Here is a 24,175-nt window from a genome sequence, read left to right on the forward strand (position 1 = left end):
AGGCAGACGTTTCCATAGTTGGAAATTGTCTGCTTTTTGCAGGTTATAAGAGTTTACATAGTTGAATTTTAACGCGCACGTACAAGGAAATGATGGTACAATAAATAGTTAGATGCGTTTGTTCAAAAGGAGGAATTACCTTGCTTAAAGATTTTTTTAGCAAGAAGAAACATGCTTCCAAGCCCAATGGAGAGGCGAAGCAGGATATTCCTGAAGGACTCATGCTCAAATGCTCGGACTGTGGAAAGATCTACTACCGAGAAGAGATGAGAAAGCAATTGTATGTGTGCCCGAACTGCGGCCACCATCATCAATTGCCTTCTGACGAGCGAATAAACAGCTTGTTCGATGAAGGTTCATTTATGGAATATGACACAGACTTAACAACCGGCAATCCGCTGGAATTCCCAAGCTATCTGCAAAAATTGGAGAAGGATCAGCTAAAAACCAGCTTAAAAGAAGCTGTTGTGACTGGTGAAGGAACAATCAATGGTTTTCGTACTGCCTTTGCGGTGATGGACTCACGATTCAGGATGGCCAGCATGGGGTCCGTAGTCGGGGAAAAAATCGCACGTGCAATCGAAAGAGCACGCGAGGCGAACATTCCATTCATCATCTTCACCGCATCCGGCGGAGCCAGAATGCAAGAAGGTGCCTTGAGTCTGATGCAGATGGCGAAGACGTCTGCTGCTGTGCAGCGTTTCCGCGACGCAGGCGGATTGATGATTTCTGTCATGACGAACCCTACATATGGGGGAGTATCTGCAAGCTTTGCCTCATTAGGCGATTACAACTTTGCAGAGCCTGGTGCGTTGATCGGGTTTGCCGGAAGACGTGTTGTAGAGGAAACGATTCGGGAGAAATTGCCGGAGGACTTCCAGACTGCGGAATTTCTATTGGAGCATGGGCAGCTTGATGCTGTCATCAATCGCCATGATATGAAAAAATACCTGACCACGATCCTCGATATCCATCAAGCAGGAGGAAACGTATCATGAAACAAATATTGGAATTCGAGAAGCCAGTCATCGCTCTGCGCGAGAAGATTGCGGAACTGAAGAAGTTCACGAAGGAAAGCGATCTTGACTTGACGGAAGAAATCGTCAAGCTGGAAACGCGGCTGGAAAAACTGGAAAACGATATTTATACGAATCTCAAGCCTTGGGATCGTGTCCAAATGGCAAGGCATGCAGAGCGTCCGACGACGCTTGATTATGTCGGGCACCTTTTCACGGATTTCCTGGAGTTCCATGGAGATCGCTATTATGGCGATGATGCAGCGATTGTCGCAGGAATCGCCAAATATAAAGGCCGCCCAGTCACGGTTGTCGGCCATCAGCGGGGCAAAACGACGAAAGAGAATATTCGCCGTAATTTCGGCATGCCTCATCCAGAAGGCTTCCGCAAAGCGGCTCGTCATATGCAGCAGGCTGCCAAATTCGGCCGTCCGATCATTTGCTTCATCGACACGAAGGGAGCTTTCCCGGGCCGTGCCGCAGAAGAACGCGGGCAAAGTGAAGCGATTGCCCGCAACCTGATGGAGATGGCCGGCTTCGAAGTACCGATCATTTGCATCGTTATCGGGGAAGGCGGCAGCGGCGGTGCATTGGCACTTGGTGTCGGCGATCGCCTGCTTATGCTGGAGAATTCCACATTCTCTGTCATTTCACCGGAAGGCGCAGCCTCCATCCTGTGGAAGGATGGCGGAAAAGCGAAGGAAGCTGCTGAAAAGCTCAAGATCACGGCCCCTGACCTTAAGGAGCTGGGAGTAATTGATGGCATCATCCCGGAAATCCGCGGCGGCGCCCATCGGGATCTCCAAGCGCAGGCTGAACTCGTGGATCAAGTGATTGCGGAGCAGCTTGCTGAATTGGAAAAGCTGGACAAGCAAGTATTACTGGAACAAAGATGGGAAAAATATAATAAAATCGGTTCGTATGCTGAATAAGCAGCCGGCCGATTGACTTCATCTTCCGCTTCTGTAAACGATTTACATAGGCTTTTTGCGGAATTCTTTTCTCTTACTTTTTTTAATAAGAAAATTATATGTTTTTATTTGATAATAAGTTGGATAAGGATTATCTTTGAGAGGGTATAAAAGTTCTATAATCGAAATTGTCTAGAGGTGAGCGCATGAAAAAGATAGGTGTTCTGACAAGCGGAGGGGACTCTCCAGGCATGAACGCGGCAATTCGTTCTGTCGTAAGGAAGGCTATTTATCATGATTTGGAAGTGTATGGCATATACAATGGCTACCAAGGGCTGATTGATGGAAATATCAAGCAGTTGGATCTTGGCTCTGTCGGTGATATCATCCAGCGCGGCGGAACGATGCTGCACACAGCACGCTGCGAACAATTCAAAACCGATGAAGGACAGGATAAAGGCATCGAACAGCTGAAACGCTTCGGCATCGAAGGGTTGGTGGTGATCGGCGGCGACGGTTCTTTCCGCGGAGCAGAGAAACTGACTAAAAAAGGTTATCCTTGCATCGGCGTGCCGGGAACGATCGACAACGATATCCCGGGTACCGATTTTACGATCGGTTTTGATACGGCATTGAATACTGTAATTGAAGCCATCGATAAAATCCGCGATACTGCCACAAGCCACGAGCGCACATATGTAGTCGAGGTCATGGGCCGCCATGCAGGGGATATTGCCCTGTGGGCAGGGCTTGCGGACGGTGCCGAAAGCATCCTGATCCCGGAACAGCCGACGGATTTCAATGACGTGATCGAACGTCTGAAGCGGGGTCAGGAACGGGGCAAGAAACATAGTATCATCATCGTTGCAGAAGGAGTCGGCAGTGGATTCGAGTTCGGCAAACGCATCGAAGAAGCAACGAATATGGATACAAGGGTCACTATTCTGGGGCATGTGCAAAGGGGCGGATCGCCTACTGCGAATGATCGGGTGCTTGCAAGCCGTCTTGGTGCAAAAGCTGTCGATCTTCTGCTCGAAGGCAAATCCGGACGCATGGTAGGAATCCAGAATAATAAACTTGTGGACCATGATATCCTGGAAATCTTAGACCGGAAACACGAAATCGACCTGGATATGTACAAGCTATCACAGGAATTATCGATCTAATAGTTGTTGCACTACTGAAGGAGGATTCTCAAAATGAGAAAGACAAAAATCGTATGTACAATCGGACCGGCGTCCGAGTCCGTAGAAACACTGGTTCAGCTAATCGAGGCAGGCATGAATGTCGCGCGCCTCAACTTCTCCCATGGGGATTTCGAGGAGCACGGCGCTCGCATCAAGAACATTCGCGAAGCTTCAAAACGCACTGGCAAAACAGTCGCTATCCTTTTGGATACAAAAGGTCCCGAGATTCGTACTGGTGTCCTGCAAGGCGGCGAAGCGAACATTGAAAAAGGCGACGAGATCTTTGTCAGCATGAACGAAATGGAAGGTTCCAAAGAGAGATTCTCTGTAACGTATCCAGGCTTGATCAATGATGTGCATGTCGGATCGAAGTTTCTATTGGATGATGGCTTGATCGAATTGGAAGTATTGGATATCGATAAAGCGAATAATGAAATCAAAACTAGAGCATTGAACTCCGGTTTGCTTAAAAACAAAAAAGGTGTCAATGTACCTGGTGTCAGTGTAAACCTTCCGGGTATCACAGAAAAGGATGCAAACGACATCGAGTTCGGAATCGAACAAGGCATCGATTTCATCGCTGCTTCCTTCGTAAGACGCCCATCCGATGTGCTGGAAATCCGTGAATTGCTTGAGAAGCATGAAGCTGGCCATATCCAAATCATTCCGAAAATCGAAAACCAAGAAGGCTTCGATAACCTGGATGCAATCCTTCAGGTGAGTGATGGTCTGATGGTTGCACGTGGCGACCTTGGTGTCGAAATCCCTGCTGAAGATGTACCTTTGGCACAAAAGGAAATGATCAAGCGCTGCAACATCGCTGGCAAACCAGTTATCACGGCTACCCAAATGCTTGACAGCATGCAGCGCAACCCGCGCCCGACACGTGCGGAAGCGTCCGACGTTGCCAATGCGATCTTCGATGGAACGGATGCAATCATGCTTTCCGGTGAAACAGCAGCCGGTAACTACCCTGTCGAAGCAGTACGTACGATGAATAATATTGCACGTAAAGCAGAAACTGCACTTGATCATAAAGCGATCCTTGACGAGCGCTCAAAAGCAAGTGATATGACGATTACAGACGCAATCAGCCAGTCTGTCGGCCATACTGCCATCAACTTGAGTGTCAGTGCAATCGTGACAGCTACTTCAAGCGGCTATACTGCGAAGATGATCTCCAAGTATCGTCCGAAAGCCCCAATCGTGGCGGTTACATTCGATGAAGCGACAAATCGCAGACTTTCCCTTGTTTGGGGTGTTCAAGCGATTACTGGTGAACGTGTGGAATCTACGGATGATATGCTGGATCTGGCAGTCGATACTGGTTTATCTACTGATTTGTTCAAACGCGGCGACCGCATCATCATCGCTGCAGGTGTACCGGTAGGTGAAACTGGAACGACCAACTTGATGAAAGTCCATGTAATCGGCGATATCCTTGCCAAAGGCCAAGGAATCGGAAAAGGCAGTGTCTACGGTAAAGCCGTCGTGGCGAAGGATGCTGATGAAGCACAGCGTCTTGTACAGCAAGGAGATATCCTTGTGACATACGGTACGGATAAAGACATGATGCCTGCCATCGAGAAAGCAGGCGGACTGATCGTGGAAGAAGGCGGCTTGACATCCCACGCAGCGGTTGTCGGTCTAAGCCTTGGCATTCCGGTCGTAGTAGGCGTGCCGGAAGCGACAACAAAGGTCACTGATGGCGCATTGGTAACAGTCGATGCAGCCAAAGGCGATATTTACGATGGACATGCCAGCGTCCTATAAGAGCTAAGTGTGAAGGAGAGGGTCTCGATACCCTCTCTTTTTTTATTTACCATAGGGCTGTGTTAAACTAAAGCTATTCTGACCAATGGAGCGTTGCGTATGAAAAAAGCGTTACTTTTCCTGTTTATTTTATTTCCAGCCATTGAAATAACATTTTTCATCTGGGCTGGTTTGAAAATCGGTTTTCTTTGGCTGTTCCTTCTTATCATAGCGACGGGTCTGCTTGGGGTGGCCCTGGCACGCCGCGAAGGAATCCAGACGTATAGAAGGGCCAGGGAGCAAATGCAGAACGGCCAGCCGCCGACGGAAGAACTGCTCAATGGAACATGTATACTCATTGGCGGATTTCTATTATTGCTGCCTGGTTTTTTCAGCGATCTGATTGGCCTTTTGTTTCTGCTGCCGTTTACCCGTAAAAGGCTTCGTTATTGGGTGCAGGCACTGCTCATGCGGCTGATTTCGAAAAATACCATCCGAGTATACCGCCGCTAATGCTGATTGCCGTATTTGATATACTTCCAGAGGATGCGCAAGACGCCGGTATGGTGCAGCGTGTGCAAGACTACCAGCAGCACTGGTCCGGCGAGAAGGCCGATAAAACCCAATAGCTGAAAGCCGGCAAAGACGGCAATCAGTGTTGCCAGCGGATGCAGCCCGATCTGGATGGACAATAGGTTTGGTTCCATGAGCTGCCGCTGCAGCACGATTACAAGGTACAGCACAGCTAGTCCTATCGTCAAAGAAAAGTTCCCCGACAGGAAGCTGTATAGGATCCAAGGGACGAAGACAATGCCAGTTCCCAAATAAGGCACGACATCGATCAGGGAAATAAAGAAGGCCGTAGCAATCGGGTGCTCGATACGAAGCACAGCAAAGCCTGAACACATGATGACGAATGTCAGGATCAGCAGCAGGGCTTGTGCTTTGAGGAAGCCTATACAAGCCCTCATCAAGCCTTTCCCTACTTGTCTGGTGGAGGTCAGCAGTAAGGCAGGGAGAAAACGATCAAGATATACCGTGATTTTCTCCCAATCCTTACAAATGAAAAAAGTCCCAAGCAAGGCAAAAATACAGACGCTTATATAAAGCGGAGCCTTGCCGATCAGCATCGGGACAGCTTCCAGTGCTGCTTGGATTCCTTCACCGAGAGTAGAGGAAAGATGCTGGATGACAGCTTGGAGATTCTCATCCAAAGCTTCTTGCTGGCCGGGATTCAAATCCTGCTGGAAAGACATCAGCCGCTCATAATAAGGAACAATATATAATTCCGCGAGTCTTTGTACATAGTTTACAAAATCGCTGAAATGAACGGGTACGGTCTTGGCTAGATAGGCAGCTCCTTGAGCGATTTCATTCACTGCCAATGCAAGTCCGCCAAGGCATAACCCCAAAAAAATTAGTAAGATAAGCCCGACAGCAGCCGTCCTGTTCAGGGCTGTCTTCCGTTCGATCAAGCGGACAGCTGGATTCATCAGGATGGCGAGGATGAGAGAGATGATAAATGGATATACATAAGGAGCGGCCAGCAGAATGATTGCAATACTGCCGGCAGTCGATCCCAGTACGATGCATAATCGCAGCAGCTGGTGAAGAGTTGTCATTTGCATGGGCCCACATCCTTTATCGTCGTATAGAAAGTTTGGAGGAATAAATTTTGTTAAATACATCATCATTATTTTTAGTAATCATACTTATCTTGGGAATCGTCGGTAAGAACCAATCCATTACAATCGCAGCATACATCCTGCTCGGTATCAAAGTCCTGCAGCTGGATGATAAACTGTTCCCCTTCCTTGCTTCGAAAGGATTGAGTATCGGGATAACCGTTCTTACGATTGCGGTGCTTGTCCCCATAGCAAACGGTGAAATCGGGTTCAAGGATTTATATGCGAGTGTGAAGTCATATTATGCATGGATAGCCTTGGCAGCAGGTATCCTGGTGGCGGTGCTCGGCAAATATGGCGTCAATCTGATGTCTACGGATCCGCAGGTGACAGTGGCGCTCGTCATCGGAACGATCCTTGCAGTGGTGCTATTGAACGGCGTGGCAGTAGGACCGCTGATCGGAGCGGGAATCGCTTATATGGTGCTTCAGATCATCGGACTATTTACAAAATGACAAAAATTTGATAATAATCAAATAATAAAGAAAACAAAAAAATTAAAACGTTTTCATTTCACAAACTCAAATATTATGTTTATAATGAAAGTGCTTCACTCAAATATCTAGCAACTTGAAGTTTTTATTACACATGTTAGCGTTTTGACTTTTACTAAAGGGGAGAGATTAACATGGCAGTAGTTAAGGGGCTTGAAGGTGTTGTTGCTGCAGAATCCAAGATCAGCTCGATCATTGACGATCAGTTGACTTATGCAGGCTATAGCATCGATGATCTTGCTAGTAATTCCAGTTTCGAGGAAGTAATTTATTTGTTATGGCATGATGAGCTGCCGACTGAGGAGCAGCTTGCCCAGCTAAGAGGGGAATTGGCTGCGCAGGCTAAGCTTCCTGAGCCGGTCATCGAACATTTGAGATCATGTGATTTGAAAGCGGTTCACCCGATGGCGGCACTCCGCACGGCTGTATCCCTGCTCGGTTTGTATGATGAAGATGCAGAAGTGAATACGCCGGAAGCGAATGCCAAAAAGGCAATCCGTCTTCAGGCGCAGATCGCGACACTGGTAGCGGCATTTTCCCGCCTGCGTTCCGGTCAGGAACCGGTGGCACCTAGGGAAGATTACAGCTACGCTGCGAATTTCTTGTATATGTTCAATGAGAAAGAGCCGAAGGACATCGAGGTCGAAGCGATGAATAAGGCGCTGGTGCTTCATGCAGACCATGAGCTGAATGCGTCTACATTCACAGCGCGCGTATGTGTGGGAACATTGTCCGATATGTATTCCGGCCTGACGGCTGCAATCGGTGCCTTGAAGGGTCCGCTCCATGGAGGCGCGAACGAGGCAGTGATGGAAATGCTGTTTGAAATCGGAGACATCGACAATGTGGAAGCCTTCCTTGAGAAGAAATTCGCCAACAAGGAAAAAATCATGGGCATGGGACATCGAGTCTATAAATCTGGTGATCCGCGTGCGAAATTCCTGAAAGAAATGTCCCGTGAACTGACGGAGATCACAGGTCAGACGAAATGGTACGAGATGAGCGTAAAAGTAGAGGATATCGTCAAGCGGGAAAAGAACCTCCCGGCTAACGTCGATTTCTATTCCGCTACTGTATATTACAGCTTGGGGATCGACCATGATCTTTATACACCTATTTTCACGGTAAGCCGTTTCTCCGGATGGATTGCACATATCCTGGAGCAGTATGCAGGCAACCGTCTGATCCGTCCGCGTGCGGAATACGTAGGGAAAACACATCGTGCGTATACACCGCTTGAAGAAAGAGTCTAATTTTTTTACAACCATAAAGGCCAATTTTTGCTAAACTTATAGAGTATCAGATTTTACCTTAGGAGGAATCGAACATGGCTGAAGCAAACAAAATCACAGTAACAAACGGAGCGTTGCAAGTACCAGACCGTCCGGTCATCCCTTTCATCGAAGGAGATGGAACAGGTCCTGATATTTGGGCTGCCGCTAGCCGTGTACTCGAGGCTGCAGTGGATAAGGCTTACAAAGGCGAGAAGTCGATTGAATGGAAAGAAGTCTATGCAGGGCAGAAAGCATTCGATAAAACAGGCGAATGGCTCCCGAACGAAACATTGGATGTAATCCGTGAATACAAGATTGCCATCAAAGGTCCATTGACGACACCGGTCGGCGGCGGTATCCGTTCATTGAACGTGGCGCTCAGACAAGAGCTTGATTTGTTTACTTGCTTGCGTCCGGTCCGTTACTTCAAGGGTGTTCCATCACCCGTGAAGCGACCAGAAGATACGGATATGGTGATCTTCCGTGAGAATACGGAGGATATCTATGCTGGTATCGAATGGCAGAAGGGTTCACCGGAAGTGAAGAAAGTCATCGATTTTCTTGAGAATGAAATGGGAGTACATAAAATTCGCTTCCCTGAAACATCTGGTATCGGCATCAAGCCTGTATCCGAAGAAGGTACGAAACGATTGGTACGCGCTGCGATTGACTACGCGATCCAAGAGAACAGAAAAAGTGTGACACTGGTCCATAAAGGCAACATCATGAAATTCACCGAGGGTGCCTTCAAGAACTGGGGTTACGAACTGGCCGAGGCTGAATACGGAGATAAGGTATTCACATGGCAGCAGTATGATAAAATCGCTGAAGACCAAGGCCGCGAAGCTGCTGACAAAGCACAGCAGGAAGCCGAAGCAGCCGGCAAGATCATCATCAAGGATGCCATTGCAGATATCTTCCTGCAGCAGATTCTGACTCGTCCTGCAGAGTTCGATGTAGTAGCTACGATGAACTTGAATGGAGATTACATTTCCGATGCACTTGCTGCACAAGTCGGCGGAATCGGGATCGCTCCAGGGGCGAATATCAACTATGAAACCGGTCATGCGATCTTCGAAGCGACTCATGGTACAGCTCCGAAATATGCTGGCTTGGACAAAGTGAATCCATCTTCCGTCATCCTTTCCGGTGTGCTGCTGCTTGAACACCTGGGCTGGAGGGAAGCGGCGGATTTGATCACGAAAGCTATGGATAAGACAATTGCATCCAAAGTTGTCACTTATGATTTCGCACGATTGATGGACGGTGCCACAGAAGTGAAGACGTCCGAGTTCGGTGATGAATTGATCAAAAATATGGACTAACGTGTCAAAGGAGGAATCATCATGGCAATCAAGCGCAGAAAAGTATCCGTAATCGGCAGTGGTTTCACAGGAGCTACAACAGCATTCCTGATCGCTCAAAAAGAACTGGCGGATGTCGTGTTAGTGGACATTCCGGACATGGAAGACCCAACGAAGGGTAAGGCATTGGATATGCTGGAAGCATCTCCGGTGCAAGGATTCGATGCACATGTGAAGGGGACTGCGGATTATGCGGACACACAGGATTCCGATGTGGTCGTCATCACTGCAGGTATCGCCCGCAAGCCGGGTATGAGCCGGGATGATCTAGTGAACACGAACAGCAAGATCATGAAATCCGTTACAGAACAAATTGTGAAGTATTCGCCGAACAGCATCATTGTCGTACTCACTAACCCGGTCGATGCGATGACATACACGGTGTACAAAACATCAGGCTTCCCGCGCAACCGTGTAATCGGTCAGTCCGGTGTGCTAGACACGGCACGTTTCCGCACATTCGTAGCGGAGGAGCTCAACCTGTCTGTCAAAGATATCACCGGCTTCGTCCTCGGCGGACATGGCGATGATATGGTGCCGCTCATCCGCTACTCCTATGCGGGAGGCATACCGCTTGAAACATTGATTCCCGAGGATCGCCTCCAAGCCATTGTCGAGCGCACACGCAAAGGCGGCGGTGAAATCGTCAACTTGCTTGGAAACGGAAGTGCTTATTATGCACCGGCAGCTTCCCTCCTCGTCATGGTGGAAGCAATCCTGAAAGATCAGCGGCGTGTCATTCCATCCATTGCATATTTGGAGGGTGAATATGGCTATAATGATCTATTCCTGGGAGTGCCGACGATCATCGGGGGCGATGGACTGGAAGATGTCATCCAGCTGGAGCTGACGGATGAAGAGAAAGCACAGCTTGATAAATCCGTTGAATCCGTACGCAAGGTCATGAGTGTTCTTCAATAAAATAGCAAAGCCTATCCAAAAAAGGATAGGCTTTTTTATATTTACAAATTCTTAACAGAGAAAGCGAAAACGTATGGTTCACTTTACAGTTGGAAAACGGTATGATGTTGCATAGAGGGGGCTAGTATCCATGGCACAAAAAGTACTTATTGTTGATGATGAAGAATCCATCGTAACTTTATTGCAATTCAATATAGAAAGAGCTGGATTTGAAACAGAAACGGCCTTCGATGGTCTGACTGGATTGCAGAAGGCATTGCAGAATACATACGATATGATTGTCCTTGATTTGATGCTGCCGGAATTGGACGGCACCGAAGTTTGCAAGCAGCTTCGGCAGAAACAGATTGACACGCCGATCCTCATGCTTACAGCGCGTGATGAGGAATTGGACAAGGTGCTGGGACTTGAGCTTGGTGCGGATGATTATCTTACGAAGCCATTCAGCCCGAAAGAGGTTGTTGCGCGGATCAAGGCCATCTTGCGCCGTACGAATAAGAATGATAATTATTTGGAAAGCGGAGAGATCAAGATTTCGGGATTATCCATATTCCCGGATCAATACGAAGCGTCCATTAATGGAGAATCCTTGAGTTTTACCCGCAAGGAATTTGAACTCTTGCTGTATCTTGCGAAAAACAAGGGCCGAGTCATGTCACGCGATCAGCTGTTAAGCTCCGTGTGGAATTATGATTTCGTCGGAGATACGCGAATCGTGGATGTGCATATCAGCCATCTGCGCGAAAAGATCGAACCTGATTCCAAACATCCTGTTTATATCAAGACCATCCGCGGCTTGGGCTATAAGATGGAGGAGCCGCAGTAATGCGTCGGAGCTCTTATGGGATTGCCGTTTATGGATCACTCATCTTGCTGGTCTTTGCGGCAATCGGTTTTATCCTTATGCAAATCACAAATGAGTGGTTTATTCTCTGGAGTGTCCTGCTGATTGGTGCAGCGCTGATCATTTCGGTATTGTACCGGCTGCAGGAACGCTATATCAAACCTGTTTCCGTGACTGCCGAAGTTGCGGAAGAACTGGTGAAAGGGAATTATAAGGCTAGGAATTATGAGAATTTTTACGGGGATGCCGGCAGACTGATCCGTTCCGTGAATCAAATCGCGCGCAATTTGCATGAGCTGGAGCTGCTGGAGAAGATGCAGGAGGATCAGCTGGAAACGGTGATCGATAATATGGAAAGTGGTTTGATGCTTGTTGATGAGCGTGGATATGTCCATTTGGTCAACAGGAAGTTCCTATCCGTTTTCGGAGGAAGGGACAAGGATTATATCGGCCACGTTTACCATGACACCATTTCGCAAAGCAATATCCACCATGTCGTTTCTGAGGCATTTCTTTATGAAGAAAAGGTGCGAGATGCTTTCACGCTTCAGCTGGAGAAGGAAAAGCGCTTCTTCGAAATTGTGGCGGCGCCGATTTTCAATGACTCGTATGATTTGAAGGGTGCTGTGCTTGTATTTTATGAGATCACGGATCTGAAACGAGTCGAAGAGATGCGAAAGGACTTCGTGGCCAATGTCTCGCATGAACTGAAAACACCCCTCACCTCCATACGCGGCTTTTCCGAAACGCTGCTGGAGGAAGGCGCACTGGATGATAAGGAACTCACCGAACGCTTCATTACGATCATCAATAAAGAAAGTCAGCGCCTGCAGGCTTTGGTAAAGGATTTGCTCGAGCTCTCGCGTTTGGAAAAAGATGAACTTCAGGTGAGGGTGGAGAGGCTCGATTTCAGTTCGATGATTGATACGATCATGCCGATGATTGAGCAGCATGCAGCAAGCAAGCAGATTGATGTGGAGTTGGAGCTTCCCGACAGCGTCATCATGCGCGGTGATGAGGATCGGCTGAAGCAGCTTGTGATCAACCTGATGAATAACGCAGTCAATTATACACCGCCGAACGGCAAGGTGAAGCTGAAGGTGACACAATCGAATGATGCAGTGTTTGCCGAGATTTCGGATACCGGAATCGGCATCCCAGAGGATTCGCTCGACCGTATCTTTGAGCGTTTTTATCGGGTAGACAAAGCCCGCAGCCGTAATACGGGCGGAACCGGACTGGGCCTTGCCATCGTTAAGCATGTGGTCGAGGCGCATGACGGAACGATCACGGTAAGCAGTGAAGTGAATAAAGGCACCACGTTCTCCATTCGCCTGCCAAAGGCGCTTGGCTAAGATCGTCCAGCTGGACGATCTTTTTTGTTTCGGCAGGGAAACATGGTAAACTATTGAGAAGAGACAGGAACGATGATAAAGGAGTTTGATGTATGACGAAAAAATTGGTTTTGATAGATGGAAACAGCATTGCTTACCGGGCATTTTTTGCCCTTCCATTGTTGAATAATGACAAGGGTATACATACAAATGCCATTTACGGTTTCACGACGATGCTGTTTAGAATATTGGAAAATGAAAATCCGACACATATGCTGGTCGCCTTCGATGCAGGGAAGACCACCTTCCGTCATGAAACATATAAAGAATACAAAGGCGGCCGTCAGAAAACACCGCCGGAATTATCGGAACAATTTCCGCTGCTGCGTGAATTGCTGGATGCTTTCTCGATCAAACATTATCAGCTGAATCAATATGAAGCGGATGATATCATCGGTACACTGGTTAAGCAGGCAGAGGCAGATGATTTTGAAATCAAAGTCATTTCCGGGGATAAGGACTTACTGCAGCTTGTAAGTGATAAGACAACGATTCAGCTTACGCGGAAGGGAATCAGCGAAATCGATTCCTATACACCGGATTTCCTGCTGGAGAACATGGAGGTCAAACCTGAGCAGATTGTCGACATGAAGGCGCTCATGGGTGACAGCTCCGATAATATACCTGGAGTTCCCGGAGTCGGACAAAAGACAGCGGTAAAACTGCTGAAACAGTTCCAGACACTTGATGGCATTTACGAGCAGCTGGATGCCGTATCAGGGAAGAGCATCAAGCAAAAGCTTACAGACAATAAGGAATCAGCGTTCATGAGCCGGGAGCTGGCGACGATCGAAACAGAGGCACCAATCGAAGTGAGCCTTGGCGACATCAACTACGATGGATATCAAAGTGCTGCTGTCAGTACGATTTTCAAGGATTTGGGCTTTCAGTCGCTGCTTGGGAGAATCGGGGACGAAGGGGCGCCGGAGGAAGAAGCGGAAGAGCTGACCCCGCTGGATGTCACGATCGTGGAAGAGATCACCGAGGATTTGTTCACCGGTGAGGATGCGCTTGTTGTCGAAATGCTGACGGATAACTACCATACAGCAAAAATTGAAGGCTTTGGTCTTGCCAATGCGAACGGTGCGTATTTCATTCCTTCGGATGTCGCATATAAATCCGATGTTTTTAAAGCTTGGGCAGAGGATGCTTCGAAAGCAAAATGGGTTTTTGATGTGAAGCGATCAGTCGTGGCATTGCTGCACCATGGTATAAGACTGGAGAACGCCGATTTTGATTTACTATTGGCATCTTACTTGATAAATCCATCCGAAAATCACCATGATATCCCGGCAATCGGGCATCGTCTTGGTGAGGGGGATGTTTTATATGATGAAGAGGTATACGGCAAAGGTGCAAAAATGAAAGTGCCGGATTTGGATGCTTTCAGCGAGCATCTTGGCAGGAAAGCAATGGTCATCTACAAACTCAAGCCAGAGGCGGAAGAAAAGCTGTCGGGCTACGAACAGCTTGACTTGTTCCGTAATCTGGAGATGCCGCTTGCTGCCATCCTAGGCGAGATGGAATATCTTGGTGTGCAGGTCGATGTGGATCGTATCAAGGAGATGAAGGAAGAACTTGGCGGCAGACTGGCTGAAATCGAACAAAAGGTGTATGCATTAGCCGGTGAGGAGTTCAATCTGAATTCCCCGAAACAACTCGGCCCGATTCTTTTCGAGAAACTCGGTCTGCCGGTCATCAAAAAGACGAAGACAGGTTATTCCACATCAGCAGATGTATTGGAACAGCTTGCTGATCAGCATGAAATCATTCAGCAGCTGCTATTGTACCGCCAGCTAGGCAAGCTTCAATCCACTTATATCGAAGGTCTGCTTAAGGTTGTGGATAAGGAAACGAATAAAATCCATACCCGGTTCAATCAAGCATTGACGCAAACCGGACGATTGAGCTCAACGGAGCCGAATCTGCAGAATATCCCGATCAGACTGGAAGAAGGACGCAAAATCAGACAAGCTTTCGTTCCATCAAAAGAGAAGTCCGTCATCTTTGCCGCCGATTATTCCCAGATCGAGCTGCGTGTGCTGGCACATATTGCAAAGGATGAAAAATTGATCGAGGCCTTCAATGCGGATATGGACATTCACAGCCGGACAGCAATGGATGTTTTCCATGTCGAAGAGAAGGATATCACGAGCAACATGCGCCGCCAGGCAAAGGCGGTCAATTTCGGCATCGTATATGGTATCAGCGATTATGGATTATCCCAAAGCCTGGGTATTACACGGAAGGAAGCACAGCGGTTCATCGATCGTTATCTCCAGAGCTTCCCAGGTGTGAAAACATATATGGAAGATATCGTCCAGGATGCCAAACAAAAAGGATTTGTCACAACCATCATGAACCGCAGGCGCTATTTGCCGGATTTGACCAGCCGGAACTTCAATGTGCGCAGCTTTGCCGAGCGTACGGCGATGAATACGCCGATCCAGGGCAGCGCAGCCGATATCATCAAGAAAGCGATGATTGATTTGGCAGCACGCTTGGAAGAAGAGCAGCTGGAGGCAAAGCTTCTCCTGCAAGTGCATGATGAATTGATTCTGGAAGCCCCGGAATCTGAAATCGAGAAATTGAAGGAAATCGTGCCGGATGTCATGGAGCACGCAGTGGAGCTCGATGTGCCGCTGAAAGTGGAATACGCATACGGAAAAACATGGTACGACGCGAAATAAGCACGGAAAGAAGGACAAGGAATGCCGGAATTACCAGAGGTGGAAACAGCCAGGAGGACATTGGAACAGCTTGTCGTCGATAAGACGATTGAAGATATCACCGTCCGCTGGCCTAAAATCATAAAATTCGATGAAGGGATGGATCGTTTCATAGAGCGGCTGAAAGGACAGACTTTCCGCTCTATTGGCCGAAAAGGAAAGTTTCTCATGTTCTATTTGGATGGAGATGTGATTGTGTCCCATTTGCGGATGGAAGGGAAGTTCTCCGTCAAACCGGAAACGGAGCCGGATGATAAGCATACCCATGTCATCTTCCATCTGAAGAATGGGGAACAGCTGCGATATAATGACGTACGGAAATTCGGTACGATGCATTTGTTCAAGGAAGGACAGGAGTATGACACACCGCCGCTCACCTTGGTTGGCCCAGAGCCCTTCGATGAATCCTTCACTTTGGAGTATTTCAAGGAAAAGGTGCAGCGAAGCAGCCGGATGATCAAAAATATTTTACTCGATCAGTCGGTGGTGGCTGGCTTGGGCAATATTTATGTGGATGAAACGCTCTTTAAGGCGGGGGTGCATCCGGAACGCCGCGGCTCGTCGATGGAGGACATAGAATTGGTCCGCATCCAGCAAGCGGCTGCTGAAACCTTGCTGGAAGCAGTTGAAAAGGGCGGCAGTACAATACGCAGTTATGTGAACAGCCAAGGGAAAATCGGGACGTTCCAGAAGCAATTGCTTGTATACAGCCAGCAAGGAACCCCATGCCCGAATTGCGGCAGGGAGATCATCAAAATCAAAGTCGGCGGGAGAGGCACTCATATCTGCACGGCCTGTCAGCGGTAAAGGAGGAAGGAACAAGCCATGGGCATTGTAATTGGACTTACAGGGGGCATTGCATCCGGAAAAAGTACCGTAAGCGATTTGTTCAGGGAATACGATATTCCGGTCATTGATGCAGATGTAGTCGCCCGGGAAGTCGTCGAGCCTGGGGAGCCTGCCTTGGCAGCCATTGTCGATGCGTTCGGAGCAGAGATCCTGCTTCCCGACGGGACGCTGGACCGGCCGAAGCTGGGCGGTATCATCTTCCGGGATCCACAGAAGCGGGAGGTGCTGAATGGTATCGTACATCCTGTCGTCAGGGAGAGGATGACTGCTGAGCGTGACCGTCTCAAGTCCAAGCATCCAGCAGTCGTTCTTGACATCCCGCTGCTGTTCGAAGGCAAGCAATTGCATCTAGTGGATAAAGTTGTCGTTGTATGCGTCGATCCCCAAGTGCAGCTGGAGAGACTGATGCTCCGTAATAGCTTGACGGAACAGGAAGCATTGGATCGAATCGGAAGCCAGATGCCTTTGGACGATAAAGCGGCCCGAGCCGATGCGATCATCGATAACAATGGTAGCAGGGAAGAAACGAAAGAACAGCTGAAGCAGCTCTTGATATCGTGGAACATTATAGGAGGAGCCCAATGAAAAGGGCTCTTTTTTTGTTCGCATTTTTATCTCAATATGTTATACTATTTTTAGATATTTACAATATAGTGTGACACATTAAGGAGGCAATATGATGACAACACGTATAGCGATTAATGGATTTGGCAGAATCGGCAGATTGGTTTGCAGACGAGCGATGGAAATGCCCGATTTGGAAATTGTGGCAGTGAATGCTTCCTATCCGGCAGAGACGCTGGCCCATCTTCTGCGTTATGACAGTGTACATGGTAATTTGGAGAATGATATTTCCGCAGAAGCAGGTGCAATCGTATATGACGGAAGAAAAATACGTGTCGTCGGGGAGCGTGACCCAAAGCTTTTGCCGTGGGGAGAGCTTGGAGTGGATGTCGTCATTGAAGCAACAGGGAAATTCTGCTCCCGGGAAGCAGCCTCTGCACACTTGGATGCAGGTGCAAAGAAGGTCGTCATTACAGCCCCGGGGAAAAACGTGGATGCTACGATTGTAATCGGAGTCAATGACCAGATTTATGAAAGCGAATTGCATCATGTTGTTTCCAATGCCTCTTGTACAACGAATTGCCTTGCGCCTGTCGTCAAAGTTTTGGATGAGCGATTCACCATCAGGAATGGTCTGATGACGACGGTTCATTCCTTCACGAATGACCAGAAGAATATTGATAATCCGCATAAAGATCTGCGCAGGGCCAGAGGCTGTACACAATCGATCATCCCGACGACGACAGGGGCAGCCAAAGCACTTGCAGAAGTGCTGCCCCATCTGAAGGGCAAGCTGCATGGCATGGCCTTGCGTGTTCCGACTCCGAATGTCTCGCTTGTCGATTTGGTCGTGGATGTGGAAGAGGATGTCACTGCAGAACAAGTCAATGATGCATTCCGCACGGCAGCAGAAACGGATATGCGGGGCATCATAACCTATAGTGAAGAACCGCTGGTTTCCATCGACTATACGACGACACCACAATCCGCTGCGATCGATGGCTTATCGACAATCGTCATGGAAGGGAAAAAGATAAAAATAATTGCCTGGTACGATAATGAGTGGGGTTATTCCTGCCGGGTGGTTGATTTGGCCCAGCTGGTCGGCAGCGGTATAGTCAAGGCCGAGCGGGCAGAAGTCATATAAGCTGAATTTCCCCTCTTTGTGTTATTTTTGAACGTATGCTTGCCAAACGGGTACAAACACTATATACTACTTTTTGCATGCATTCATTGCTGCACACAAGCATATTTTCAATAATGTTTTCCCGAAGGATTTATGCATTAAGTGACTGCTTAAAGGGTTAGGACCTCTTAGGACTAACTTTCCCCCGTGGCAACTCACGCATCTATTTTTTGGGTAAATATTCAAAGGGGGAAGTTTATATTGGATACAATGGGAAGACATGTAATAGCGGAATTATGGGATTGTAACGCGGAGAAATTGAACGACATGCAGCTGATCGAGCAAATCTTCGTTGATGCAGCTTTGAAATCAGGAGCTGAAGTGCGGGAGGTCGCTTTCCACAAATTTGCACCGCATGGTGTGAGCGGAGTGGTCATCATCTCTGAATCGCATTTGACAATCCACAGTTTTCCGGAACATGGCTATGCCAGCATTGATGTTTATACTTGTGGCAACATCATTGACCCGAACGTGGCAACAGATTATATCATTGATGCACTTGAAGCTAAGACATGTGAGAAAGCAGAGCTTCCGCGGGGCATGGGTCCTGTGGCAGTGCAGCCAAAATCACATTGATATGAGTACAACAACCCTGCTCTCTTTTGAGGCAGGGTTTTTTAATGTGCATATGGCGGGGTATCCGGATTGGGAAAATGGGGAACCTACATAAAGGCATGAATAGCTTTCGGTCGCTTTTTAATTTGACTTCCGATATAATAGCAGGTACTAATAGTTACTGCTAGAAAGAAGGTATATTCTTGAATAGACGTGTTGTAGTTACTGGATATGGTGCTGTCACACCGCTTGGAGCGGATGTAGAGAGCTTTTGGGATAATATCAAGGCTGGTAAGTCTGGCATCAAGAAGCTTGATCCGGAAAAGTTTGCTGGTATAGCTTCGCGAATCGGCGGAATAGTCAGCGGATTCAATCCGGAGCAATACCTTGATAAAAAGGAAATCGAACGTTTTGACCTCTACAGTCAGTTTGCTTATGGAGCAGCTGTCCAGGCGATGGAACAAGCGAATCTGTCAGCTGATACAGTGAATCCCGAACGAGTCGGCATCTATATCGGTTCTGGAATCGGCGGAGTGAATACCATTTTAGATAATCATCAGACGATGCTCGATAAAGGGCCGCGACGTGTGTCCCCATTCATGGTGCCGATGATGATCAGCAACATGGCATCGGGAATCGTTTCTATCAAAACGGGCTTCAGCGGACCCAGCTTTGCTCCTGTATCTGCTTGTGCGACTGGCAACCATGCCATCGGGGAAGCATTCCTGAATATCAAGCATGGCTATGCAGATGCCATCCTTGCCGGCGGAGCGGAGGCCTCCATCACGCCATTCGCTTATGCAGGCTTTACAAAGATGCGGGCGATGAGCACCCAAAATGATGCACCTGAGACTGCAAGTTCCCCATTCGATGCCAATCGAGATGGATTCGTCATGTCAGAAGGTGCAGGCATCCTTGTATTGGAAGAACTCGAGCATGCCCAAAAACGCGGTGCGACGATCCTAGGCGAAATAGTAGGCTATGGTTCGACTACTGATGCGCATCATATCACGGCGCCTAATTACCTTGGTCCTGCCCGTGCGATGAAACTGGCAATGCAAATGGCTGATATGGGGCTTGGGGACGTGGATTATATCAATGCACATGCCACAAGCACACCGGAAGGCGATAAAGTAGAGACAAAAGCAATCAAGGAAGTATTCGGGGATAAAGCAAGCGAATTGCTCATCAGCTCGACGAAATCGATGACAGGGCATTTGTTTGGTGCAGCCGGGGCGGTCGAGGCAATCATAACGCTCAAAGCACTGCAGGATGGCATTGTACCGCCAACGATCAACTATAGGGATGCTGATCCGGAATGCGACTTGTCTTATGTACCGAATGAAGCGGTGGAGCAGGAATTAACCGCTGCGCTGTCGAATGGCTTTGGTTTCGGCGGACATAATGCGGTGCTGGCACTGCGTAAATGGAAAGGGTAGCCCTTGGCTGCCTTTTTTTGTTGGCTGAAGAACGCTTCGATTTTTCACTTGAATCGTGGTAGAATAGGAAAAAGACGATACATAAGTGTCGCAAATGCACGAAGCCTGCCGTGGCTTCGCGGAAGTAATGGGGTGGATCGGCATGAGATGTCCAAACTGCCAATATAAAAGCACAAAAGTATTAGACTCCCGTCCCATCGAGGAAGGGCGTTCCATCCGGCGGCGCAGGGAATGTGAAGACTGCGGCTTTCGCTTCACCACGTTTGAACGTATCGAAGCAACTCCGCTGATTGTTGTGAAAAAGGAAGGGACGCGCGAAGAATTCAGTAAAGAAAAGCTCTTGCGCGGCTTGATCAAAGCATGTGAAAAACGCCCGGTTGCATTGGAGCAAATCGAATATATCGTAGCAGATGTGGAAAAGGAATTGCGTAACAGCGGTACATCCGAAGTTCAGAGTAAGGAAATCGGCGAAATGGTCATGGAACATTTGTCGGAAGTGGATGAAGTGGCCTATGTACGTTTTGCATCTGTTTACCGTCAGTTCAAGGATATCAGCGTCTTCCTGGAAGAGTTGAAGGACTTGATCAAAACCGATAAGAAAGAGTAAGACTTTGCCAGAAGGAAAGGACAGATTGTATGAACAGTCAGCATATCGGGAAGCTCCTGCCGGCTGATGGTTATATGATCCGGATGAAGTCAGCGCTCCCGGAGGAATACTCGGTGGCATTGACTCATCTGTATCAGCCGCTGCTCGGGATACGGGCGGTGACATTATATCAGACGCTAATCAATGAATATATCGTTCATCATGGCACATGTGAACCGAAGACGCATCATATGCTGATGACTTTGCTGGATATACCGATGGATCAATTATATGAGGCAAGGCTGCAGCTGGAGGCGATCGGACTCATCCGGACGTTCCAAAAGCAAGGGGAAGAGGATATATACATTTATGATTTGTACGCACCGTTTCCGCCAGAGGCCTTTTTCCGGGATGACATGCTGTCCCAGCTTTTGTATCACCAATTAGGGGAAAGCAGATTCAAGCAGATGCGCGATGTGCTTATCAGGGAGGAAGAGCTGCCTGAAGAGGCTGAAGAAATCACGGCATCGTTCGAGGCTGTTTTTTCGGCTGGAAAGCTGACGAAGCGTTCTGTCCAGCCGATGGTGACAGCATCAAATGCTGCTGATCAAAAGCGGGGACCTTCCATCGACAGTGATGTAGTCGATTATGACTGGCTGCGTCAATCGCTGAAGCAGCGGATGCTCGATCCGGAATTGATTCTTACACCGCGGAACCGGAAACTGATGGAGTCGATGACGGTCCTGTACAGCCTGACCTCTTTGGAGCTGGACAAGGCTTTGCTTTGGGCGGTTTCGGATAAGCATGAGCTGAATCCAGCAGAGTTCAAAGCAGCTTGTCACGATCTGTTTTTGGCCCGTCCTAAAACAGCCGAGCCAAAAGTCATGGAGCTCCCGCAAAAAGACACGAAACAGCAGCTGCACGCATCGACCAAACAAGAGCAGCTCATCCAGCTGCTGGAGACGATCTCTCCAAAGCAGCTGCTGGAGGACATATCCGGTAATGGAACAGCAGCAGCAGCCGACTTGAAGATCATTCGTGATGTGATGGCCGAGCAAGGCATGGCGCCTGGAATCATGAATGTGCTTGTTTATTATGTTCTGCTGAAGTCTGATATGAAGCTATCGAAAGCTTATATGGAGAAAATCGCGGCACATTGGGCACGTAAAAAAGTCAGCACTGTCCGGGAAGCGATGGAGCTAGCCAAGAGCAGCAACCAGCCGTGGAACACAGCGAGCAGCACGAATCAACCTGCAGCAAGGAGGAAGACAGCTGGTCGTGCGGAGGTTGTCCCGGAATGGTTCGACCAAAAAGACAAGGCAGAAGCACCTGCCGATACAGTCGTGCCGGATACGGATGTAGCAGAGATGCTCAAACAGTTCAATGCGAATAAGCATCGAGTTTGAGAGTTAGCAGGAAGGGGGTGCACGCATGGAACCCATTCAAGCATCCTTACGGAAATGGATGCAGGAAAACAGTAATTTCAAAGAGAATTTCGAGCGCATGCAGCAGCAGGTGAGGCGGGACCCAGAGGTGAAAGCTCTGTTGGAAGCAAATCCGCAGCTTACCGAACAGGATATCCAGCGGAATCTGATGCGCCTTTATGAATATACGACACAATCGAAGCAATGCCAGGACTGTCCATCGCTTGAGGAATGCCGGAATATACTGAATGGCTATACACCGACGCTGGAGGTGGAGGGGAATGTCATTCGTATCGCTTATGACAAATGCCACTCCCGCCTGCAGCATGAAGAGCGGCAAAAGCAGCAATCACGTATCAACAGTCTGTACATGCCGAAGGATATCCTGGAGGCGACGACTGAAATGCTTGATCATGGTGATCCGGAACGTCAGCAGGCCATCCTGAAGACGCTGCAGTTCCTACAGCAGACCGACGATGCCATCCCCGAGAAGGGTCTGTATTTTTATGGACCATTCGGAGTTGGTAAAACATATTTCCTTGGAGCCATCGCCAATTATCTGGCCGAAAGGAATATCTCCAGCATGCTCATATATATGCCGGAGTTTGTACGTGAAATGAAAGCATCCCTCAAGGATGACTCTGTCAATGAGAAAGTCGAGCTGTTCAAGAAGACACCTGTACTGATGCTGGATGATATCGGCGCTGAATCGCAGTCGGCTTGGTTCCGGGATGAGATACTCGGCTCCATCCTTCATTATCGGATGATGGAGCGGCTGCCGGTCTTCTTTACATCCAATTATTCCATTGCACAGCTGGAGCAGCAGATTGCCACGACCAATCGCGGTGATGTGGAGCGTGTGAAAGCAGGCAGGATCATGGAAAGGATCAAACGAGTCGCAACCGAAGTGCCGTTGTTCGGAAAAAATAGAAGGAACGATTGACCTAAAAAGACAAGCCAAAGCCGGCTTGTCTTTTTTTAGGCTCATATTTCCATTCTCCGCCCATATAATGTAACAGTTGATAGTGGCGAGGGTGGTTGATATTGCGTAAAGTGTTTATCAAATCAAAAAAAGAGATGGATACATTCTGTTCTTGCTTGGCCATGCTGGATGGGACGAAGCAGGTCTATGTGGATGAAGATGATCGCTGGGGCTATGTGGCGACAGTCCATGATGGCTATCATAGGCGGATTGCGATGGCCTTGGTTGAAACATTCCTGCATCATCGAGAGACGGAATGGATCAGACAAATTGCGAAGGAAGTCTATTATTATAAGGATGAAGAAGCGATAAAGCGTATAGCTGAATTGACACATACGATGATCGTCGGGGATAGGTATGAGGAGAAAAAAGAGCCGAGTGTATCCCGCCAGCAAATCACACAGACTTTTCAGGAGATCGCTGCCAAGCATATCAGGGTGTTTTTTGATGCCGTCATCCAATTTCGCAGCAATGGATACAGAGAAGCGCTGATTGAAATAGTCGGTGATGCGATAGAAGAATACAAGCGGGAAGAAGAATATCAAATGTATGTAGAATCGCTGCGTGAATATATCGGGAAAAAACCGATTGATTCCCTTGTGGTACATGTCATCCAAGGCCGTGATTTTTCTTTTTATAAAAATGACGGCACACGATTTTCCGACGATGAAATTGCTGCCTTTGCGGAGGAGGAGCCGCTATTCCTTGCTGGAATCGGCAAACAGGAAAAAAATATAACACCGCTGATTGCCATGTCTCCAAAAAAGATCTATTTATATGGTGAGCACCCTTCTGAACCCAAAACACTCACTATCATCAATATTTTTCAGGAAAGAGCCGCATACCTTCCCTTGCATCAATTTCCCTTCTCCTTGTTTTAGCATGTCCTTGCATTTTCCTGAAATAGCGCTTATACTTAATTTATATCAAGAAGCGACAATAAAGGACATGATGGCAAAATCATTTGCGCTCATAGAGAGGGAAGCCTAGGCTGGAAGCTTCCTGCACAAGTTTTGCTG

General features: G+C 48.1%; 22 protein-coding genes. 21 read left to right on the forward strand and 1 reads right to left on the reverse strand.

The window, feature by feature from the left end; all coding sequences use genetic code 11:
- Nucleotides 1-140: 140 nt before the first annotated feature.
- From accD to MHI54_RS14545, 5 genes are all read left to right on the forward strand, one after another.
- Nucleotides 141-998, forward strand: a complete 858-nt coding sequence (gene accD, locus MHI54_RS14525) for an acetyl-CoA carboxylase, carboxyltransferase subunit beta (protein WP_340081954.1) — start codon at nucleotides 141-143, stop codon at nucleotides 996-998.
- On the forward strand, nucleotides 995-1,948 hold the full coding sequence (accA, locus tag MHI54_RS14530) for an acetyl-CoA carboxylase carboxyl transferase subunit alpha (RefSeq protein ID WP_340081955.1): 954 nt from the start codon (nucleotides 995-997) through the stop codon (nucleotides 1,946-1,948). The genes accD and accA overlap by 4 nt, the downstream gene beginning before the upstream one ends.
- Before the next feature lie 185 nt (nucleotides 1,949-2,133).
- Entirely contained in the window at nucleotides 2,134-3,093 is a 960-nt protein-coding gene (gene pfkA, locus MHI54_RS14535) for a 6-phosphofructokinase (RefSeq protein ID WP_095215677.1), read from the forward strand.
- A gap of 33 nt (nucleotides 3,094-3,126) precedes the next feature.
- A complete protein-coding gene (gene pyk / locus MHI54_RS14540) occupies nucleotides 3,127-4,887 on the forward strand; it encodes a pyruvate kinase (RefSeq protein WP_095215676.1) in 1,761 nt (586 codons plus the stop codon).
- A 99-nt stretch (nucleotides 4,888-4,986) separates the two neighbouring features.
- Nucleotides 4,987-5,379 carry an FxsA family protein gene (locus MHI54_RS14545; protein WP_095215675.1) on the forward strand — a complete coding sequence of 131 codons (393 nt, stop codon included), beginning with the start codon at nucleotides 4,987-4,989 and terminating at the stop codon, nucleotides 5,377-5,379.
- Here MHI54_RS14545 and ytvI read toward each other — a convergent pair.
- The gene (gene ytvI, locus MHI54_RS14550; RefSeq protein ID WP_340081956.1) at nucleotides 5,376-6,494 is read right to left on the reverse strand and encodes a sporulation integral membrane protein YtvI; all 1,119 of its coding nucleotides are present in this window, start codon (nucleotides 6,492-6,494) and stop codon (nucleotides 5,376-5,378) included. The two genes, MHI54_RS14545 and ytvI, sit on opposite strands and share 4 nt — an antisense overlap.
- 47 nt (nucleotides 6,495-6,541) lie before the next feature.
- Here ytvI and MHI54_RS14555 point away from each other — a divergent pair, with 47 nt between their 5' ends.
- From MHI54_RS14555 to ytxC, 16 genes are all read left to right on the forward strand, one after another.
- Complete coding sequence (locus MHI54_RS14555) at nucleotides 6,542-7,006, forward strand: DUF441 domain-containing protein (RefSeq protein ID WP_340081957.1); 465 nt, start codon at nucleotides 6,542-6,544, stop codon at nucleotides 7,004-7,006.
- Nucleotides 7,007-7,179: 173 nt separating this feature from the next.
- The gene (gene citZ, locus MHI54_RS14560) at nucleotides 7,180-8,298 is read left to right on the forward strand and encodes a citrate synthase (protein WP_340081958.1); all 1,119 of its coding nucleotides are present in this window, start codon (nucleotides 7,180-7,182) and stop codon (nucleotides 8,296-8,298) included.
- A 74-nt stretch (nucleotides 8,299-8,372) separates the two neighbouring features.
- Nucleotides 8,373-9,644: an NADP-dependent isocitrate dehydrogenase gene (icd, locus tag MHI54_RS14565; protein WP_095215671.1), complete on the forward strand. Its 1,272-nt coding sequence runs from the start codon at nucleotides 8,373-8,375 to the stop codon at nucleotides 9,642-9,644.
- A gap of 21 nt (nucleotides 9,645-9,665) precedes the next feature.
- A complete protein-coding gene (gene mdh, locus MHI54_RS14570; protein ID WP_340081959.1) occupies nucleotides 9,666-10,604 on the forward strand; it encodes a malate dehydrogenase in 939 nt (312 codons plus the stop codon).
- A gap of 130 nt (nucleotides 10,605-10,734) precedes the next feature.
- Nucleotides 10,735-11,430 carry a response regulator transcription factor gene (locus tag MHI54_RS14575; protein ID WP_095215669.1) on the forward strand — a complete coding sequence of 232 codons (696 nt, stop codon included), beginning with the start codon at nucleotides 10,735-10,737 and terminating at the stop codon, nucleotides 11,428-11,430.
- Nucleotides 11,430-12,803, forward strand: a complete 1,374-nt coding sequence (locus MHI54_RS14580; RefSeq protein ID WP_095215668.1) for an ATP-binding protein — start codon at nucleotides 11,430-11,432, stop codon at nucleotides 12,801-12,803. Before MHI54_RS14575 ends, MHI54_RS14580 begins: the two co-directional genes overlap by 1 nt.
- 92 nt (nucleotides 12,804-12,895) lie before the next feature.
- A complete protein-coding gene (polA, locus tag MHI54_RS14585) occupies nucleotides 12,896-15,532 on the forward strand; it encodes a DNA polymerase I (RefSeq protein WP_095215667.1) in 2,637 nt (878 codons plus the stop codon).
- Between the two features lie 21 nt (nucleotides 15,533-15,553).
- Entirely contained in the window at nucleotides 15,554-16,378 is an 825-nt protein-coding gene (gene mutM, locus MHI54_RS14590) for a DNA-formamidopyrimidine glycosylase (RefSeq protein ID WP_095215666.1), read from the forward strand.
- A gap of 18 nt (nucleotides 16,379-16,396) precedes the next feature.
- The gene (coaE, locus tag MHI54_RS14595) at nucleotides 16,397-17,005 is read left to right on the forward strand and encodes a dephospho-CoA kinase (protein ID WP_095215665.1); all 609 of its coding nucleotides are present in this window, start codon (nucleotides 16,397-16,399) and stop codon (nucleotides 17,003-17,005) included.
- Between the two features lie 94 nt (nucleotides 17,006-17,099).
- Complete coding sequence (locus MHI54_RS14600) at nucleotides 17,100-18,131, forward strand: glyceraldehyde-3-phosphate dehydrogenase (RefSeq protein WP_095215664.1); 1,032 nt, start codon at nucleotides 17,100-17,102, stop codon at nucleotides 18,129-18,131.
- A 240-nt stretch (nucleotides 18,132-18,371) separates the two neighbouring features.
- Entirely contained in the window at nucleotides 18,372-18,746 is a 375-nt protein-coding gene (gene speD, locus MHI54_RS14605) for an adenosylmethionine decarboxylase (protein ID WP_095215663.1), read from the forward strand.
- 182 nt (nucleotides 18,747-18,928) lie between these two features.
- The gene (gene fabF / locus MHI54_RS14610; protein ID WP_095215662.1) at nucleotides 18,929-20,164 is read left to right on the forward strand and encodes a beta-ketoacyl-ACP synthase II; all 1,236 of its coding nucleotides are present in this window, start codon (nucleotides 18,929-18,931) and stop codon (nucleotides 20,162-20,164) included.
- 142 nt (nucleotides 20,165-20,306) lie between these two features.
- Nucleotides 20,307-20,771: a transcriptional regulator NrdR gene (gene nrdR / locus MHI54_RS14615; protein WP_095215661.1), complete on the forward strand. Its 465-nt coding sequence runs from the start codon at nucleotides 20,307-20,309 to the stop codon at nucleotides 20,769-20,771.
- A gap of 29 nt (nucleotides 20,772-20,800) precedes the next feature.
- Nucleotides 20,801-22,156, forward strand: coding sequence for a DnaD domain protein (locus tag MHI54_RS14620; protein WP_095215660.1), 1,356 nt, complete (start codon nucleotides 20,801-20,803; stop codon nucleotides 22,154-22,156).
- A 25-nt stretch (nucleotides 22,157-22,181) separates the two neighbouring features.
- Nucleotides 22,182-23,117: a primosomal protein DnaI gene (dnaI, locus tag MHI54_RS14625; protein ID WP_095215659.1), complete on the forward strand. Its 936-nt coding sequence runs from the start codon at nucleotides 22,182-22,184 to the stop codon at nucleotides 23,115-23,117.
- A gap of 110 nt (nucleotides 23,118-23,227) precedes the next feature.
- Complete coding sequence (gene ytxC, locus MHI54_RS14630) at nucleotides 23,228-24,037, forward strand: sporulation protein YtxC (protein WP_233134953.1); 810 nt, start codon at nucleotides 23,228-23,230, stop codon at nucleotides 24,035-24,037.
- Nucleotides 24,038-24,175: the final 138 nt, after the last annotated feature.

Source organism: Terribacillus sp. FSL K6-0262, assembly GCF_037977385.1.
Taxonomy (GTDB): Bacteria; Bacillota; Bacilli; order Bacillales; family Amphibacillaceae; genus Terribacillus.